The following is a 15,430-nucleotide window of genomic DNA, read 5'->3' on the forward strand; positions in this document are numbered from 1 at the left end:
GTGCAACCGCTGCGTCCCGACGACCCGCGTCAGGTCGGCCCCTACCGGCTGGAGGGGCGGCTCGGCGCCGGGGGCATGGGCGAGGTGTTCCGCGGGGTCTCGCCGAGCGGTCGCGCGGTCGCGGTGAAGATCGTCCGCGCCGAGTACGCGGCCGATCCGGAGTTCCGGCGGCGGTTCGCGCGCGAGATCGAGGCCGCGCGGCGCGTCGGCGGGTTCCACACCGCGCAGGTCGTGGACGCCGACCCGGACGCCGCGTCGCCGTGGCTGGTCACCGCGTACATTCCGGGCCCGTCGCTGCGGCAGGTCGTGCTGCGGCAGGGGCCGCTGGCGCCGGACGCGGTCCGCGAGCTGGGCGCGGGCCTGGCGGAGGGGCTGGCGGCGATCCACGCGTGCGGGCTCGTCCACCGCGACCTCAAGCCGGGCAACGTGATCATGGGCCCCGACGGGCCGCGCATCATCGACTTCGGGATCGCCCGCGCCGCCGACGCCACGGCGCTGACCTCGACCGGCGCGGTCGTCGGGACGTTCTCGTTCATGTCGCCCGAGCAGGTCCGCGCGGACGCCACCGGCCCGGCGAGCGACGTGTTCTCGCTCGGCTGCGTGCTCGCCTACGCGGCGCTCGGGCGCGGGCCGTTCGACGCGCCGACGATCCCCGCGATCGTCCGGCGGATCGTCGCCACGCCGCCGGACCTGGCCGGGCTCGCCGATCCGGGGCTGCGGGACGTCGTCGGGCGCTGTCTGGAGAAGGACCCGCGGCGGCGGCCGTCCGTCCCTGACGTGCTCACCGGGCTCACGACCGGCGTCCCGCGCCGCGTGCCGCGCCGGGCCGTGCTGTTCGGCGGGGCGGGCGCGGCGGCAGCGGCGGCGGTCGCGGTCCCGGCCGCGCTGCTGTGGCCGGGGGGCCGGCGGAACAACGCCCCGAAGACGCCGCTCACCGTCCCGACCGTCGTGACGCTCCCGAGCACGGAGACCACGATGTACGCCCTCGCGTACGCCCCGGACGGCCGGACGCTCGTCGGCGCCGGGTACGGCTCGCTGCTGCGCTGGGACCTCGCGACCGCGCGGGTCTCGACCCGCGAGGTGGACGACGACGCGACGTACAAGGCGCCGATGGCGCTCAGCCCGGACGGCCGCGTCCTCGCCACGGGCGGCGAGGACGGCAATCTCCACCTCCGGGACACCGGAACCGGGCAGATCACCCGGAAAGTCCCGGCGCGGGGCGTGACGGTGCTCGCCTTCGCGCCGGACGGCCGATCACTCGCCGTCGGCCCTGGCGACGCCCGCCACGAGCTGTGGGTGTGGAACACGGTCACCGGACGGCAGAAGGTCATGACGTCGGGCGGGAACGCGGTCGCGGTGGCCTTCTCCCCGGACGGCAAGCGTCTCGGCGGCCGGTTGACGTACGGCGAACTCCGGGTGTGGGACGCGGCGGACGGCTCCCGTACCGCCGACGCGTCGTCCCGCGGCGACTTCCAGGACTGCCTGGCGTTCAGCCGGGACGGCGAGACCGTCGCGATCTCCAACGGATACGAGGGATCGGTCGAGGTGCGGAGCGCGTCCGACGGCCGGCTGCGCGCCACGTTCCGGGGCGTTCGGGCCCGCGCGCTGGCGTTCAGCCCGGACGGCGACACGCTCGTCGGTGTGGACGAGGAGAAGGTGCGGGTCCTGCACGTCCCGACGCGCCGCGTGACCGCGACGTTCCCCGGGGACGGCGACGACTACCACCAGGCGGTCGTCTTCGCGCCGGACGGGCAGAGCTTCGCCACGGCCGGCGGATCCGGGACGACCCGGTTCTACCGGTTCTGAGGCGTCAGGCGGGGAAGGCGCGGGTGGGCGGCACGTCCCACGACTCGTCGTCCAGGTCGGGCAGGTCGGCGTACTCGGCCACGCCCGCGTGCGCGACCGGCGGCGCCGTCCGGGCGCCCGCTCCGGCCTGGGGCGCGTCCACCAGGGCCCAGACGGTCGTCGCGCCGTGGTCGTGCCGGACGCCCCAGCGCGCGGCCAGGCTCTCCACGATCCCGAGGCCCCGGCCGCCGAGCGAGGACAGCGTGCTCGGCCCGCAGCGCGGCTCGGTGCTCGCGCCGCCGTCGCTGACCGCGACCTCGATCATCCCGTCGCCGCGGCGGCCCCACGAGAGCCGGATCTTGCCGGACGGGAGCGGGCGGGCGTGCCGGAGCGCGTTGCTCAGGAGTTCGCTCACGATGAGGTTGGCGTCGTCCACGGCCGACTCGGAGACGCCCGCGTCGATCAGTTCCGAGCGCAGCCGACGGCGGGCGAGCGCGACGCTGGTCGGCGCGTGCGGAAACAGTGCGACACCCGTCGTCCTCACCTCCCCGTCCCGTCGGCGTCCCGCCGGGGACTCACCGTCGACCTTCCGATACGACCGAAATGCCCGGAAGCGCTGGCCCGGAAACCCGTTCGGACGGATCCGGGCCGTCCGCCACGAGCGAACCGGCCTGGCCGCACGACGTTCACCCCCGGTTGTGACGGTCAACGGAACTCCTCCTCCTACGAGAACCCGTACAAGGTCTATCCAGCGACCGGCGGATTACTCCTCACGCATGCGTTTCGTCCGTCACACCGCGGCGATACCGCGCTTTTCCGTCGAACGGAACCGGTGGCGCTTTCAAGATCATGTATTGGGAGCCGTGCCGAAGGGGGAAACCCCGTTCTCGCAGGAGCGTAGAACATCGGTTCCGGCGCGCTTCGTTCAGGGCGCCGCGCGCAGCACCAGACGCATCCGCGTGCCCCCGCCGGGCCTGGTGTGCGCGGAGATCTCGCCGCCCTGCGCCCGCGTGAGCTGCCGGACGATGTAGAGCCCGAGCCCGATTCCGCCGAAGCGGCGGCGGTCGCCCGCCTCGCCCTGCACAAAGCGCTCGAACACCCTTTCGAGATCGTCCGGGGGAATGCCGATGCCCTGGTCGTCCACCGTGATCACGACGCCGCCGGAATCGGTCCGGCGCGCGCCGACCACGACCTCTCCGCCGCCCGGCGAGTACTTGAACGCGTTCTCCAGAATCTGCCCGAGGACGATGTCGGTGGCCATCGCGTCGCCCAGCACCGGCGGCAGCCCCGGCTCCACCGACAGCGTCAGCCGGTGCTCTGTTTCTCCCGACCAACCAGCACCCGACCGACCTCCCGGTTCCCCCGACCAACCAGCACCCGACCGACCTCCCGGCTCCCCCGGCCCGGAGAGCGACCGGAAGCCGCCGACGACGCCCGCGAGGACCCGCGTCACGTCGAACGGCTCGATCGTGACGCCCAGCTCGCCCGTCCCGGCCCGCGCGCCGAGCAGCAGGTGCTCCACCAGCCGGCCGAGCGACTGCGCCCGCTCGGCGATCGTCGCGACGGCGGCGCGGCGGTCGGCGTCGGCCAGGTCGTCCCAGCGCCGCACGAGCGTGCTCGCGAACCCCTGGACGACCGTGATCGGCGTCCGCAGCTCGTGGCTCGTCGTGGCGAGGAACAGGTCCTTGGCCTCCTCCAGCGCCTTGGCCTCGGAGACGTCGCGGAAGTCCACGACCAGCTCGCCCGCGTCCTCGATCTCCGCCGCGACCGCGCTCAGCCACGTCCCGGACGGCGTCAGGAACGTCCGCGCCTCGCCGGGCGGCGGCGCGTCGAACGGGAGCCGGCCGCCGACCGCGTCCGCGGCGGGGATGCCGGTCAGCGCGTGCGCCGCCGGGTTCCACTGCCGGACGACCGCGTCCCGGTCCAGCACCGCGATGCCGTCCGCGCTGGCGTCGATCACCGCGCGCTCGTGGGCGCGCTGCCGGACGACCTCCGCGTACGCCACCGCGTTCCCCACCGCGACGCCCGCGTGCCCGGCGAGCAGTTCCAGCAGCTCCAGCTCGGTGTGCCCGACCTTCTTCTCCGAGAACAGCGCGTACAGCGCGCCGTACGGACGGGCCTGGAGGAACGACAGCCCGAGCGCCAGCGAGCTGAGCCCGGGCAGCTCCGACCAGATCAGCCCCTCGATCCGCTCCTTCTCGGTCGCGAGCATGACGGCCTTCTCCGACCGCAGCAGCTCCCCGACCAGGCTCGTGTCCAGGTCGGCGGTCGTGCCGCGCATCCGCTCGGGCAGCCCGGACAGGCTGACCAGGCACAGCCGGTCGCCCTCGATCCGGACGAACCCGCCCGCGTCCGCGCCGGTCAGCTCGATCAGCGCGGCCGTGATCCGGTCCAGGACGACGTCCAGGTTCAGCTCGGTGTTGAGGTCGGCGACGATGTCGCTGAGCCGCCGCACCAGCCGCGCCCGCTCGGCCATGTGCTGCTGGAGCGCCTCGTCCTCCCCGGCCGGGTGGTAGACCATGACCCAGCCGAGCGGCGCGCCGCCGTCGTCCTTGAGCAGGCTCGTGTCGATGCGGACGTCGATGAGCTCGCCGTCGCGGCGCCGCCGCCGCGTCGCGATCGAGATCCGGCCGCGCCGGGTGAGCAGCCGCTCCAGCACCGCGTTGTGCTCGGCGCTCAGCTCGCGCGGGACGATCGGCGGCACCCGTCCCATGACCTCCTCGGCCGTGAAGCCGAACATCCGCTCCGCCGCCGGGTTCCAGACCGTCACGCGGGACCGCCCGTCGACCGCCACCAGGGCGTCGGCGGCGCTCTGGATGACGGCGCGCGCGATCGGGTCGTGGGGCAGCACGCCTGTCATGGTGCCACCGCGTCCCGTGGGAGCGCGGGGCAACCGGCGACGAAAGGTTTCCACGTCAGCGCGGGTGCACCCGGTGGAACGCGCCATCGCCTACCGGCGCGCGCGTCCCGCCGCGAGCGCGGCGAGGCCCGCCACGGCGAACGACAGCAGCGACGCGCTCATCCAGCTCTGCGGCGTGAAGTGCAGCCAGGACTGGACGTGCGTCCAGCCGCGCGCCCACCAGCCGACGCCGCCCGGGTAGACGAGCTGGTACACCGCGAACCCGGCCGCCCACGCGACGATCATCGACCAGCGGGCGGGGGCGGCGCGTCCGGTGTCCCAGCCGCGCCGGCCCGCGCCGAGGAAGAAGTCGGCGGCGAGCACGCCGAGCAGCGGGACGAACACCGACCCGATCAGCGACAGGAAGCTCTGGTAGTCGCCGATGTCGAACACGAGCGCGAGCACGGTGATCCCGGTGCCGAGCGCGACGGACAGGACGCGGCGGTCCGCGCGCGGCACGAGGTTCTGGATCGACACGGCCGTCGAGTAGACGTTCGCGAACGACTGGTCCGCCTCGCGCAGCACGAACACCGCGAAGAACGCGACGCCCAGGCTGACGTTGAGGAACGGGTCGAACACCTTGGTCGAGTCGCCCGCGACGAGCGCCAGCGCCAGCAGCCCGAGCACGTAGGCGAAGATCTGCGTCACCGAGTAGCCGACGGCCGCCGCGCCGAACGCCGCGCGGGACGTGCGCGAGTGGCGGGTGTAGTCGGCGGCGACGGGCACCCAGGAGATCGAGACGGCGAGGGCCGCGTCGGCGCCCGTCCAGAACCCGCCCCAGGAGCCGTGGTTCAGGTCGGGCAGCGGCTCGCGCAGGAGCTGCACGTAGAAGTAGACGAGCGCGATGAGCACCGCCGCCGTGACGTACCGGCGCAGCAGCCGCACCGAGCCGAGCGGACGGATCGTCAGCGCGGTCGTCAGCACGCCCGCCGCGACCACGAAGGCCCAGCGCGGGACGTCGTCCCACAGCGCCCGCGCGGCGTCGGCGATGACGATCAGCTCGAACGTCCCCCAGCCGACGAGCTGCGCGATGTTCAGCACGGTCGGGACGTAGGACAGCCGCGCCCCGAACAGCCCGCGCAGCAGCACCATCGCGGGCTGCCCGGTCTTCGCGCCGGGCGCGGCGGCCAGGCCCAGCATGAGCCCGCCGAGCGCGGTGCCGACCGCCATCGCGACGATGCCCGCGAGGATCGGCAGGGTCGGCCGGCCCGCCTCGTCGGGGGCGAGCACCGTGTAGGCGCCCGAGAACGCGAACAGGCTGACGCCGAGGTTGGCCCAGAAGGCGCTCTGGTCCCAGAAGCCGAGGACTTTCGGCGCCGGTTCGTCCAGCGTGTACGGGACCTCGTCGGCTCGCGTCTCGACGGCGGATGACACGGGGGCACGCTCCCTACGCCGGCATTACCCGGACAGGTTCCAGCGGTCGGCGACACCGTCTCGTCGCCCTCTCAGCCTGGTATGGCCCAAGCTCCCGCGAATACGGTCAACCAGCATCGTACCGCTCCAAAACTCCCGGCGCCTGAAATGGTGCGCGCGGTGCGGGACATTCCCCGGTCGTCCGGCCCCCGCGCCCCTGCCCGGGCGCACGTCGAGAGGAGACGACGGCTTGCGCGAACCCCCTACGGACCGTCCGCCCGACCCGGCCCGCGAAGCCCGGTTCGGAGCGCTGTACGACGCGCACTTCGCCCACGTCACCGGCTATGTGCGGCGGCGCGCCGACGATCCGCACGACGCGGCCGACGTCATCGCCGAGACGTTCCTGGTGGCGTGGCGGCGGCTCGACGACGTCCCGTCCGGCGACCCGGCGCGGTTCTGGCTGTACGGCGTCGCCCGGCGCGCCCTCGCCAACCAGCGGCGGGGCGAGCGCCGGCGCCGCGATCTGACCGCGCGGGCCGCCGCGCGCCTCGGCCGGGACCTGGCCACCGCCCGGCCCGCCGACACAGCGCCGCCGGAGCTCACGGCCGCGTTCCGCGCGCTGCGCGCCGACGACCGGGAACTGCTCGGCCTCGTCGCCTGGGAGGGGCTGGACGCGGGCGAGATCGCCGTCGTCCTCGGCATCTCCCGCAACGCGGTCCGCATCCGCCTGCACCGGGCGCGCCGCCGCATGACGCATGAACTGGAGCGGCGCGGGCTGGGCGCCGCCCTTCCGGACGCGGCCCGCGTCCGGGCGAACCCGATGGAGGGGAACCCATGACGACCGATCTCGACGCCCTCGTCCGGAGCATCGCCGCCGCGACCGACACGGACCCGGCGGTCGGCGACGACGCGCGGCGGGCGCTGCGCGACGCCGTCACGGCGACCGACCCGCACGCACGCCCCGCCCGGCGGTCCGTCTGGCGGCCCTTGCAGCGGTCCGGGCCGCAGGCTGTACGGCGGTCGCTGCGGTGGAAGCTCGGCGTGCCGCTTGCCGTGGGGCTCGCCGGGGCCGCCGCGGCGGCGCTGACGATCCCCGGCGGCGACGGGCCGCGCACCACCGGCACGCAGATCCATGCCCGGCAGGTCGCCGCCCTGACGTTCACCGAGCACGGTCGGTACATCGACGTCCGCATCAAGGACCCGCTGGCCGACCCGGCGCGCTATCGGGCGGAGTTCGCGGCGCGCGGCATGGACGTCCGACTCACGCTGGTGCCCGCGTCGCCGAGCATCGTCGGCACCGTCGTGTTCTCGGAAGGGCCGGAGTTCCCGCTGCTCACCGGCGGCGGCTGCGTGACGGGCGGCGGCGGGCCGTGCGTGCGGGGCTTCCGCGTCCCGGTCGGGTTCCGCGGCACGGCGACGCTGTCGTTCGGGCGCGCGGCCCGTCCCGGCGAGCGGTACGACTCGACGGCGAACGCGTTCGCGCCCGGCGAGGCGCTGCACTGCCTGGACGTCCGGGGCCTGACGATCGACGCGGCCCTGCCCCGGATGGCGAAGCGCCACGTCACCGCGCCGTTGTTCCACGTGGAACAGCACACGACGCCGGGGATCGCCCGGAACGTCCCCCGCGATCAGGTGCCGGGCTCGTGGTACGTCGCGGACGCCGACCCCTGGGCGCCCGGGCAGGTGCTCCTCTGGGTGCGGCAGGACCGGCCCGAGCCGCGCTCCGCCGCCCGGGAGGCCGCGCTGAACCGGGGCTGCGGCCGGTGACGCGTCAGGCGACGTGCGGGGGGCCGTCCAGGTCGGTGTCCATCGGGCGGCCCGCCTGCTCCCAGCGCTGCATCCCGCCGGCGACGTTGCGGGCCAGCCAGCCCGCCTGGTTCAGGGCGACGGTCACCTGCGCGGACCGTCCGCCGGACCGGCAGATCACGTAGATCTCGCGGTCGCGGGGGATCTCCGACGCCCGGTCGCTCAGGTGCCGCATGGGAATGTGGACGGCCTCGGGGGCGTGCCCGGCGACCCATTCGTCCTGCTCACGGACGTCCAGAAGGTACGCGTCGGCCGGGACCTCGGCCGCGTCGACCGCAGGGACGTCATCCCCGATAAACATCACGCCTCCCATGGAACCGCGCGGAGCCCCCGCGCGTCGAATCACGCATGCGGTATCGGACGCTTCTTCGCACCGTGCCCGGTGCGGCCCTGATCCTGTCACTGGCGGCGTGCGGCTCCGAGCACGCGCCGGGCGACGGGGCCGGCGGCACGGGCTCCGTCCGGCCGTCGGCGTCGCCCGCCACGTCCCTGACCGTACAGGTCAGGGCGTCCAAGGACGCCGCGCCGACCACCTGGACGCTCACCTGCGACCCCGTCGGCGGCGACCATCCCGACGGCGCCAAGGCCTGCGCGGCGCTGCGGACGGGCGCCGCGAGCGCGTTCGCCAAGCCCCGGCCGGACCAGATGTGCACCGACATCTTCGGCGGCCCGCAGACCGCCCAGGTGACGGGCACCTGGAACGGGAAGCCGGTCAGCGCGACGTTCGGGCGGGCCGACGGCTGCCAGGTGAGCCGCTGGAACGCCGTCGCGCCGCTGTTCGGGAACGTCGTGCGCAACTGACCCGTCCCGTCCGGGTAAGGGGCGGCCATGAGCACCGCCCTGGTCGTCATCGACATGCTGAACCCCTACCGGCACGAGGACGCCGGCCTTCTCCAGGAGAGCGTCGCGGAGATGGTCGATCCGCTCGCGGGCCTGGTGGCGCGCGCCGTCCGCGACGGGACGCCGGTGGTCTACGTCAACGACAACCACGGCGACTACTCCGCCACGCGCGACGACCTCGTGGCGACGGCGCTGCGCGGCGAGCGGCCCGACCTGGTGAAACCCATCGTGCCGCCGGACGACTGCGCGTTCCTGCCGAAGGTCCGGCACAGCGCGTTCTTCGGGACGCCGCTGGAGTACATCCTTCATCAGCTCGGCGTCCGCGAGGTCGTGCTGACCGGGCAGGTCACCGAGCAGTGCGTCCTCTACACGGCGCTGGACGCCTACATCCGCCACCTGACGATCAAGGTCCCGCGCGACGCGGTGGCGTCGATCGACCCCGGCCTCGGCGACGCGGCGCTGCGGATGATGGAGCGCAACATGCGCGCTGATCTGGTGACGGCCGACGACTGCTTCCGCTGAGGCCTTGCACGGCACCGATGTAAGTACTACCTGCTGTAGTACTACGTCGTGTCGTGGAGGTGGCCCATGCGGGTGCTCATCGCGGGAGCAGGACTGGCCGGACTGGCGGCGGCGCAGTGTTTCTAGAAGCAGGGCCGCGCGCAAGGTCGCCCCGGCCTGCGGTCGCCGCGTCATACCGTCGATGCGGACGCCCTCATGGCCCGTTTCGGTCATCCGATGACGGTCGCGCCGCGCGGGGCGCTCCTGACGCGCCTCGCCGCCGGGGTGCCGGATGCGGCCCTGCGGTTCGGCGCGCCGTTCACGGGCGTGCGCCCGGACGGCGCCGGGGTCGTCGTCACCACCGGGGACGGCGCCGAGCACGCCGCCGACGTCCTCATCGGCGCGGACGGCGTGCGGTCGCGCGTCCGCGCCGCGCTGGTCGGGGACCGTCCGGCGGCGCTCACCGGCGGGGCGACCTGGCAGGCGCTCGTCCCGGACCCGATCGGCGTCGGCGCCCGGTCGGTGCTGGTCGTCGGGCCGCAGGGGGACTGCGGGTTCGCCGGGGCCGGGGACGGGCTGCTCCAGGTCTGGTTCGACGTGCCGTGGCCGTCCGGGCCGCGGTCCCTCGCCGAGCTGCGGCAACGGTTCGGGCACTGGGCGGCGCCCGTCCCGGACCTCCGGGCCGCGCACCGCGCTCCAGGGGGAGGCGGCGCTGCACGCGACCGCCGTGCTCTCCCGCCGGACGGGCACCCGCTCCTTCGCCCTGCTGCTCCGGATGCTCAGCGATCGGCTTGCACTTCGTACTACGAACCAATATGTTCGTGCTACGAATTAATGAGAGGGGTTCGTCATGAGCCGAACTGTCGCGGTCGTCGGGGGCGGGTACGGCGGCGCCGCCGTCGCCAAGGCGCTGGACGAGGACGCCGACGTCGTTCTGATCGACCCGAAGGACGCGTTCGTCCACGCGTCCGGCGCCCTGCGCGCGCTGGTCGCTCCCGATTGGGCACCGAACATCTTCTTTCCGTACGACCGGCTGCTGCGACGGGGCACGGTCGTCCGCGACCGGGCCGTCGCGGTGGATCCGCGCGGCGTCACCTTGGCCTCGGGGCGGCGCGTCGACGCGGACTACATCGTTCTGGCGACCGGGTCCGGCTACCCGTATCCGGCCAAACCGGAGACGGACGTGGCCGCCGAGGCGCTCGCGCGGCTGCGCGCCACGCACGACGAGCTGGCCCGCGCCGGACGCGTGCTGATCGCCGGCGCCGGGCCGGTCGGGCTGGAGCTGGCGGGCGAGATCAAGGCGGTCTGGCCGGAGAAGGTGGTGACCGTCCTCGATCCGGCCGCCGAGCTGCTGCCCGGCTTCCTGCCGGAGCTGCGCGCCGACTTGCACCGGCAGTTGGACGACCTCGGCGTGGACCTGCGGCTCGGCGTCGCGCTCGCCGAGGCCCCGCCCGTTTCGCCCGGCCGGGAGAAGGCGTTCACCGTCGCGACCACCGACGGGGGCGAGGTCACGGCCGACCTGTGGTTCCGCTGCTACGGCGTGGACGTGAACGGCGCCTGGCTCGACCCGGCCGTCGCGCCCCGGACGGCGGGCGGGCACGTCCGTGTGACGCCCGGCCTGAACGTCGAGGGGCACGACCACGTGTTCGCGCTCGGGGACCTCACCGACGTCGCCGAGGCGAAGATGGCCGGGAACGCGATGCGGCACGCCGAGGTCGTCGCGGCCAACATCCGGGCGCGGCTCGCGGGGGAGGAGCCGACGGCCGTCCACCGGCCCGCGCCGTTCCCGTTCGCGCTGGTGCCGCTCGGGCCGTCCGGCGGGGTCGGGCAGATCCCCGCGCCGTCCGGCGACGGGCCGATGGTGCTGCCGGCCGCGACCGTCGCCGAGTACAAGGGGCGCGACCTCATGATCGGCCGCTTCGTCGAGCTGTTCGGGCGGGACGACGGCTAGGCCGGGGCTCCGTCCTCCAGCTCCATGAACACGACCGGCACCTCGTTCGCCCGGACGAGGCGGCCGAGCAGGTCGGCGAGCTGGGCGCGCTCGCGCTCGTCCAGCCCGGACGGGAGGCGGTCGATGCGGCGGCACGTCTCGGCGTAGAACCGGTCCGCCAGCGCCCGGCCCTCGCGGGTCAGCGCGACCCGCAGCGCGCGGCCGTCGCGGGGGTCGGGCTCGCGGCGGACGAGCCCGCGCGCGGACGTCCGGTCCACCAGGCCCGACAGGCTGGACTTCGCCAGGCCGAGCAGCGCGCCCAGCTCGCCCATCCCGTACGGCTGCGCCATGAGGACGCACAGCAGTTGCCCCTGCTGCTGGGTAAGGCCGTAGTCGCGCGCCGACGCGACGTACACGGCGTCCACCAGGAACGACGAGCGCACGAGGGCCGTGACGACGTTCATGTGCTCGTCCGCGGGCTTGTCCATGCCCGCCACGATACCTTAATTCGCTTTACGAACTAAAAGGAGCCCGACGATGGCACTCTTCGGTTTCGGCGGCGGCGCCGCCGTCGCCGACGCGGCGGACACCCTGCGGCACGCCGCCCGCGCCGACGCCGACGGCCTCGACCTCTTCTCGCTCTCCGACCACCCCTACTTCGGCGACCGGCTCGACGCGTACGCCGCGATCGGGACGATCCTCGGCGGGACTCGGCGGCTGACCGGGCTGGTGAACGTCACGAACCTGCCGAGCCGTCCGGCGCCGATGCTGGCGCGGACCGTCACGTCCCTGTCCACGCTGACCGGCGGACGGATCGTGCTCGGCCTCGGCGTCGGCGGCCTCTGGGACGACATCGCCCGGCTCGGCGTCCCGAAACTCACGCCGGGCGCGGCCGTCCGGGCGTTCGCGGAGGCGATCACGCTCATCCGCTCCCTGTCGGGCGGCGGAGAACCGGTCACCTTCTCCGGGGAGTTCTACCAGGTCACCGAGCTGCAGCCGGCGGCCGTCGCGGCACCGCCGATCTGGACGGGCTCGGTCGGGCCGAAGTCGCTCGCCGTCACCGGCCGCCTCGCCGACGGGTGGATCCCGGGGCACGCGGCGGACTGGCTGAGCGAGCGCTACCGCACGTCCCGGCCGCTGGTGGACGAGGCGGCCGTCGCCGCCGGGCGCTCCCCCGCCGACATCGCCACGATCTACAACCTCCCCGGCACCATCACCGACGCGCCCGTCCGCTCGCCACGCGACGCCGACGGACGATGGCGCGGCGGCTCGGTGGACCAATGGGTCGAAGAACTGACCGGCGCCGTCCTGGACCACGGCGCAGCCGGTTTCATCTACCACCCAGTGGGCGACCCCGACATGGCACTCGCCCGGTGGGCACAGGAGATCGTCCCGGCCGTCCGCGCCGCCCTCTGACGCGCCGATCCTCGGGCGCGGAGGGCGGCCGGGATGTTACGGTCTGCTCCGATGAGCAGCGCCACGCGAATGACGTCCGCGATCCTCGTGTCCGCGATCGTCCGGCGGGACGACGACGTGCTCATGGTCCACGAACGGCATCCCGGCCGCGACCCGCAGTGGGTGCTGCCCGGCGGGATGGCCGAGGCGGGCGAACTCGTCCACGACGCGCTGGTCCGCGAGGTGCGCGAGGAGACCGGGCTGATCGTCGCCGGACCCGCCGAACTGGCGTTCGTCGCCCAGTACACGATCGGCGGGGAGCCCGGCTGGAACGGCGAGTGGACGGTGTTCGCCTTCACCACCGGCCCGCCGACCGGCGTCCTCGGCGCCGCCGACCCGGACGGGATCGTCCTCGAAGCGGCCTGGGTCCCCGCGGACGAGGCGGTGGCCCGCTTGTCCGCGCATCGGTTCCGTCCGCGCCGCGACCCGATCGTGGCCTACCTGCGCGGCGAGGCGCCGCCGGGGACGGTGTGGCTGTGGCCGTCCGGGCCGTCCCGCCCGGCCGTCCGCGTCCCGGCTCAGCCCGCGCTGTCCGGCGGGGTCACGGAGTAGGTGAGCGCCAGCTCGTCGCCCGGCATGCCCCGGATGCCCCAGTTCTGCCGGGGCGTCTCGATGATCGTCAGCTCCAGATCGTCGGGCGTGATCCCGAGCGCCGGAACGACGCGATCGTAGAGGGACCGGATGAGGGCGCGCTTGCCGGCGTCCCCGCGCCCCTCGAAGCAAATGATCTCCAGGACGAGGTAGCGCGAACTCCGGCCCGGAACGATCCAGTCCGCTTCGTCCAACAGGAGGAAGCGGTGAAAGCGCTTGTCCTCCGGCAGCCCCCACGCCTCGACCAGACACGCCTGCAGAAGATCCGAGATCTCCCGCTGCCGCCCCGCCCAGACGTCCCGCCGCCCGAAAACCTTGACCTGAGCCACCCGGGAATCCTAGAACCGCCCCGCACCGACGACCGGCGCAGGGCGGCCCCAGCCTCAGAGCACCTCGGCGAAGTCCTTGAGCAGCCGCGACTTGGACCGCGCCCCGACGACCGCCTTCACCGGCTCGCCGTCGCGGAAGGCGATGAGCGTGGGCATCGAGTGGACGTTGTAAGCGGCAGTCGTTCGCGGATTGGCGTCCACGTCGAGCGCGACGACCTTGAGCCGGTCGCGATACTCGTCCGCCACGGCGGCGAGCACGGGCGCGAGCTGCCGGCACGGCGGGCACCAGTCGGCGGTGAACTCCACCAGCACGGCCCGGTCGGCGCCCAGCACCTCCTCGGCGAAACTGCCGTCCGAGACCTCGACGACGCCGGTAGTCCCCATCATGTTCCAGCCTCCAGTTCGCAACGCGGCTCCGGCCCGCCCGACAGCTCGGCCTCAGCCCGCATCAGATGCCCGGCGACCTCGTCCCGGACCGTCCGCAGCCGCTCGATCAACGCGTCCATCTCGGCGAGCTTGGCCCGGTACACGTCCAGCGACGCGGGACACGCGTCCCCCGACGGATGCCCGGCCCGCAGGCACTCCACGAACGGCCGCGTCTCCTCCAGCCCGAACCCGAAGTCCTGCAACGTCCGGATCTGCTCGACCAGCCGCAGATCCTCATCGCCGTACACGCGGTACCCGTTGACGGCCCGCCGAGCCGGCAACAGCCCGCGCGACTCGTAGTACCGCAACGTGCGGGCACTGACCCCCGCACGCTCCGCAAGCTCACCGATGCGCATGTCAATGACGCTAAACCTTCACACCAACGTCAACGCAACCCCCAGCTCACCCGCCCGAACACGGCGGGGCGCGGCCGGGCCGGTGTCATTTCAGGAGGCGGGACATTCTCCGGTCGGCCAGGGGTTTTCCTCCCGTCTGACAGGTGGGGCAGTACTGGAGGGACGAGTCGGCGAAGGAGACCTCGCGGATCGTGTCGCCGCAGACGGGGCATTTCTCGCCGGTGCGGCCGTGGACGCGCAGGCCCGACTTCTTCTCGCCCTTGAGGTCCTGGGCGGCGACGCCCTCGGCTCGGGTGACGGCTTCGGTGAGGGTGGTGCGGATCGCGGTGTGGAGGGTCGTGATGTCGTCGGCGGTCAGGGTGGCGGCGATCTTGAAGGGCGACATCTTGGCCGCGTGCAGGACCTCGTCGGAGTAGGCGTTGCCGATGCCCGCGATGATCTTCTGGTCGCGCAGGACGCCCTTGATCTGCGTTCGGCGGTCTTTGAGGATGTCGGCCAGGGCCTCTGGGGTGAAGGTCTCTGCCAGGGGGTCCGGGCCCAGGGTCGCCACGCCGGGGACCTCGGACGGGTCGCGGACGACGTAGACCGCCAGGCCCTTCTTCGTTCCGGCCTCGGTGAGGTCGAAGCCCGAGCCGTCGTCCAGGTGGACGCGCACGGCGAGCGGGTTGCGCCCGCCGGGGCGGCCCGCGCGGGCCGGGAGTTCGTCGCGCCAGCGCAGCCAGCCGGCGCGGGCCAGGTGGACGACGAGGTGCAGCCCGTCGACGTCCAGATCGAGGAACTTGCCGTGCCGGGTCACGGCGGTGACCGTCAGGCCGCCGAGCGCGGTGATCGGCGGGTCGTAGGTCTTGAGGGCGGAGATCGCGAGAACATCAACGCGCGCGATCGCGTGGCCGACCGCGCGTTCCCGCAGGAAGGCGGCCAGCGACTCCACCTCGGGAAGCTCTGGCATACGTCCAGTATCAGCGATCCACACCCCTGTGGACACCTGTGGACGATCCTGTGGATAACCAAGAGCCCGCCAGCGGAGCGGCACGGGACGGCCGCATAACCTCGACAAACCACGACAAAGGTTGAGGGCCAGAAACGGGGGACCTGTCCCCAGCCTGTGGATAACTCACGACGACATCGGCACGACCCGAACATGAGCGACGTCACGAAA

At 73.6% G+C, this 15,430-nt stretch carries 17 protein-coding genes and 1 riboswitch; of the genes, 8 read left to right on the plus strand and 9 right to left on the minus strand.

Features of this window, described 5'->3' with window-relative positions; translation table 11 throughout:
- A complete protein-coding gene (locus GQ466_RS15085) occupies positions 1–1,806 on the plus strand; it encodes a protein kinase domain-containing protein (protein ID WP_161103464.1) in 1,806 nt (601 codons plus the stop codon).
- A gap of 4 nt (positions 1,807–1,810) precedes the next feature.
- Here GQ466_RS15085 and GQ466_RS15090 read toward each other — a convergent pair whose 3' ends face one another.
- The 3 genes from GQ466_RS15090 to GQ466_RS15100 all read right to left on the minus strand — a co-directional run bounded on the left by GQ466_RS15090 (position 1,811) and on the right by GQ466_RS15100 (position 6,058).
- Positions 1,811–2,329, minus strand: a complete 519-nt coding sequence (locus tag GQ466_RS15090; protein WP_337193478.1) for an ATP-binding protein — start codon at positions 2,327–2,329, stop codon at positions 1,811–1,813.
- Positions 2,330–2,710: 381 nt separating this feature from the next.
- Positions 2,711–4,645, minus strand: coding sequence for a PAS domain S-box protein (locus GQ466_RS15095; RefSeq protein ID WP_161103465.1), 1,935 nt, complete (start codon positions 4,643–4,645; stop codon positions 2,711–2,713).
- Between the two features lie 90 nt (positions 4,646–4,735).
- On the minus strand, positions 4,736–6,058 hold the full coding sequence (locus GQ466_RS15100; RefSeq protein ID WP_161103466.1) for a cytosine permease: 1,323 nt from the start codon (positions 6,056–6,058) through the stop codon (positions 4,736–4,738).
- Positions 6,052–6,166: riboswitch (TPP riboswitch) on the minus strand. (Overlaps the previous gene by 7 nt.)
- 121 nt (positions 6,167–6,287) lie before the next feature.
- On the opposite strand from GQ466_RS15100, the gene GQ466_RS15105 reads away from it, so the two are divergent.
- Positions 6,288–6,875 (plus strand): RNA polymerase sigma factor, encoded by a 588-nt coding sequence (locus tag GQ466_RS15105; protein ID WP_161103467.1) that lies wholly within the window; start codon positions 6,288–6,290, stop codon positions 6,873–6,875.
- Entirely contained in the window at positions 6,872–7,804 is a 933-nt protein-coding gene (locus GQ466_RS15110; RefSeq protein WP_161103468.1) for a hypothetical protein, read from the plus strand. The genes GQ466_RS15105 and GQ466_RS15110 overlap by 4 nt, the downstream gene beginning before the upstream one ends.
- A 4-nt stretch (positions 7,805–7,808) precedes the next feature.
- Here GQ466_RS15110 and GQ466_RS15115 read toward each other — a convergent pair whose 3' ends face one another.
- Positions 7,809–8,144 (minus strand): rhodanese-like domain-containing protein, encoded by a 336-nt coding sequence (locus tag GQ466_RS15115; RefSeq protein ID WP_161103469.1) that lies wholly within the window; start codon positions 8,142–8,144, stop codon positions 7,809–7,811.
- 74 nt (positions 8,145–8,218) lie between these two features.
- Between GQ466_RS15115 and GQ466_RS15120 the strand changes: the two genes are divergently transcribed.
- From GQ466_RS15120 to GQ466_RS15130, 3 genes are all read left to right on the plus strand, one after another.
- The gene (locus GQ466_RS15120; protein WP_337193479.1) at positions 8,219–8,644 is read left to right on the plus strand and encodes an SSI family serine proteinase inhibitor; all 426 of its coding nucleotides are present in this window, start codon (positions 8,219–8,221) and stop codon (positions 8,642–8,644) included.
- A gap of 27 nt (positions 8,645–8,671) precedes the next feature.
- Positions 8,672–9,205, plus strand: coding sequence for a cysteine hydrolase family protein (locus GQ466_RS15125; RefSeq protein ID WP_161103471.1), 534 nt, complete (start codon positions 8,672–8,674; stop codon positions 9,203–9,205).
- A gap of 829 nt (positions 9,206–10,034) precedes the next feature.
- Positions 10,035–11,135: an NAD(P)/FAD-dependent oxidoreductase gene (locus GQ466_RS15130; RefSeq protein WP_161103472.1), complete on the plus strand. Its 1,101-nt coding sequence runs from the start codon at positions 10,035–10,037 to the stop codon at positions 11,133–11,135.
- Here GQ466_RS15130 and GQ466_RS15135 read toward each other — a convergent pair.
- Positions 11,132–11,602 (minus strand): MarR family winged helix-turn-helix transcriptional regulator, encoded by a 471-nt coding sequence (locus tag GQ466_RS15135; protein WP_202420441.1) that lies wholly within the window; start codon positions 11,600–11,602, stop codon positions 11,132–11,134. The two genes, GQ466_RS15130 and GQ466_RS15135, sit on opposite strands and share 4 nt — an antisense overlap.
- A 49-nt stretch (positions 11,603–11,651) precedes the next feature.
- Between GQ466_RS15135 and GQ466_RS15140 the strand changes: the two genes are divergently transcribed.
- Positions 11,652–12,530, plus strand: coding sequence for an LLM class flavin-dependent oxidoreductase (locus GQ466_RS15140; protein ID WP_161103473.1), 879 nt, complete (start codon positions 11,652–11,654; stop codon positions 12,528–12,530).
- Between the two features lie 51 nt (positions 12,531–12,581).
- Positions 12,582–13,121 carry an NUDIX hydrolase gene (locus GQ466_RS15145; protein WP_161103474.1) on the plus strand — a complete coding sequence of 180 codons (540 nt, stop codon included), beginning with the start codon at positions 12,582–12,584 and terminating at the stop codon, positions 13,119–13,121.
- Here the strand turns inward: GQ466_RS15145 and GQ466_RS15150 are convergent.
- The 4 genes from GQ466_RS15150 to GQ466_RS15165 all read right to left on the minus strand — a co-directional run bounded on the left by GQ466_RS15150 (position 13,088) and on the right by GQ466_RS15165 (position 15,220).
- Positions 13,088–13,489, minus strand: coding sequence for a tautomerase family protein (locus GQ466_RS15150; protein WP_161103475.1), 402 nt, complete (start codon positions 13,487–13,489; stop codon positions 13,088–13,090). The two genes, GQ466_RS15145 and GQ466_RS15150, sit on opposite strands and share 34 nt — an antisense overlap.
- Before the next feature lie 54 nt (positions 13,490–13,543).
- Entirely contained in the window at positions 13,544–13,876 is a 333-nt protein-coding gene (trxA, locus tag GQ466_RS15155; RefSeq protein ID WP_161103476.1) for a thioredoxin, read from the minus strand.
- The gene (locus tag GQ466_RS15160) at positions 13,873–14,271 is read right to left on the minus strand and encodes a MerR family transcriptional regulator (RefSeq protein ID WP_161103477.1); all 399 of its coding nucleotides are present in this window, start codon (positions 14,269–14,271) and stop codon (positions 13,873–13,875) included. Before GQ466_RS15160 ends, trxA begins: the two co-directional genes overlap by 4 nt.
- 85 nt (positions 14,272–14,356) lie before the next feature.
- Positions 14,357–15,220: an Fpg/Nei family DNA glycosylase gene (locus GQ466_RS15165; RefSeq protein ID WP_161103478.1), complete on the minus strand. Its 864-nt coding sequence runs from the start codon at positions 15,218–15,220 to the stop codon at positions 14,357–14,359.
- Positions 15,221–15,430 lie beyond the last annotated feature (210 nt).

This window comes from Actinomadura rayongensis, assembly GCF_009831215.1.
Taxonomy (GTDB): domain Bacteria; phylum Actinomycetota; class Actinomycetes; order Streptosporangiales; family Streptosporangiaceae; genus Spirillospora; species Spirillospora rayongensis.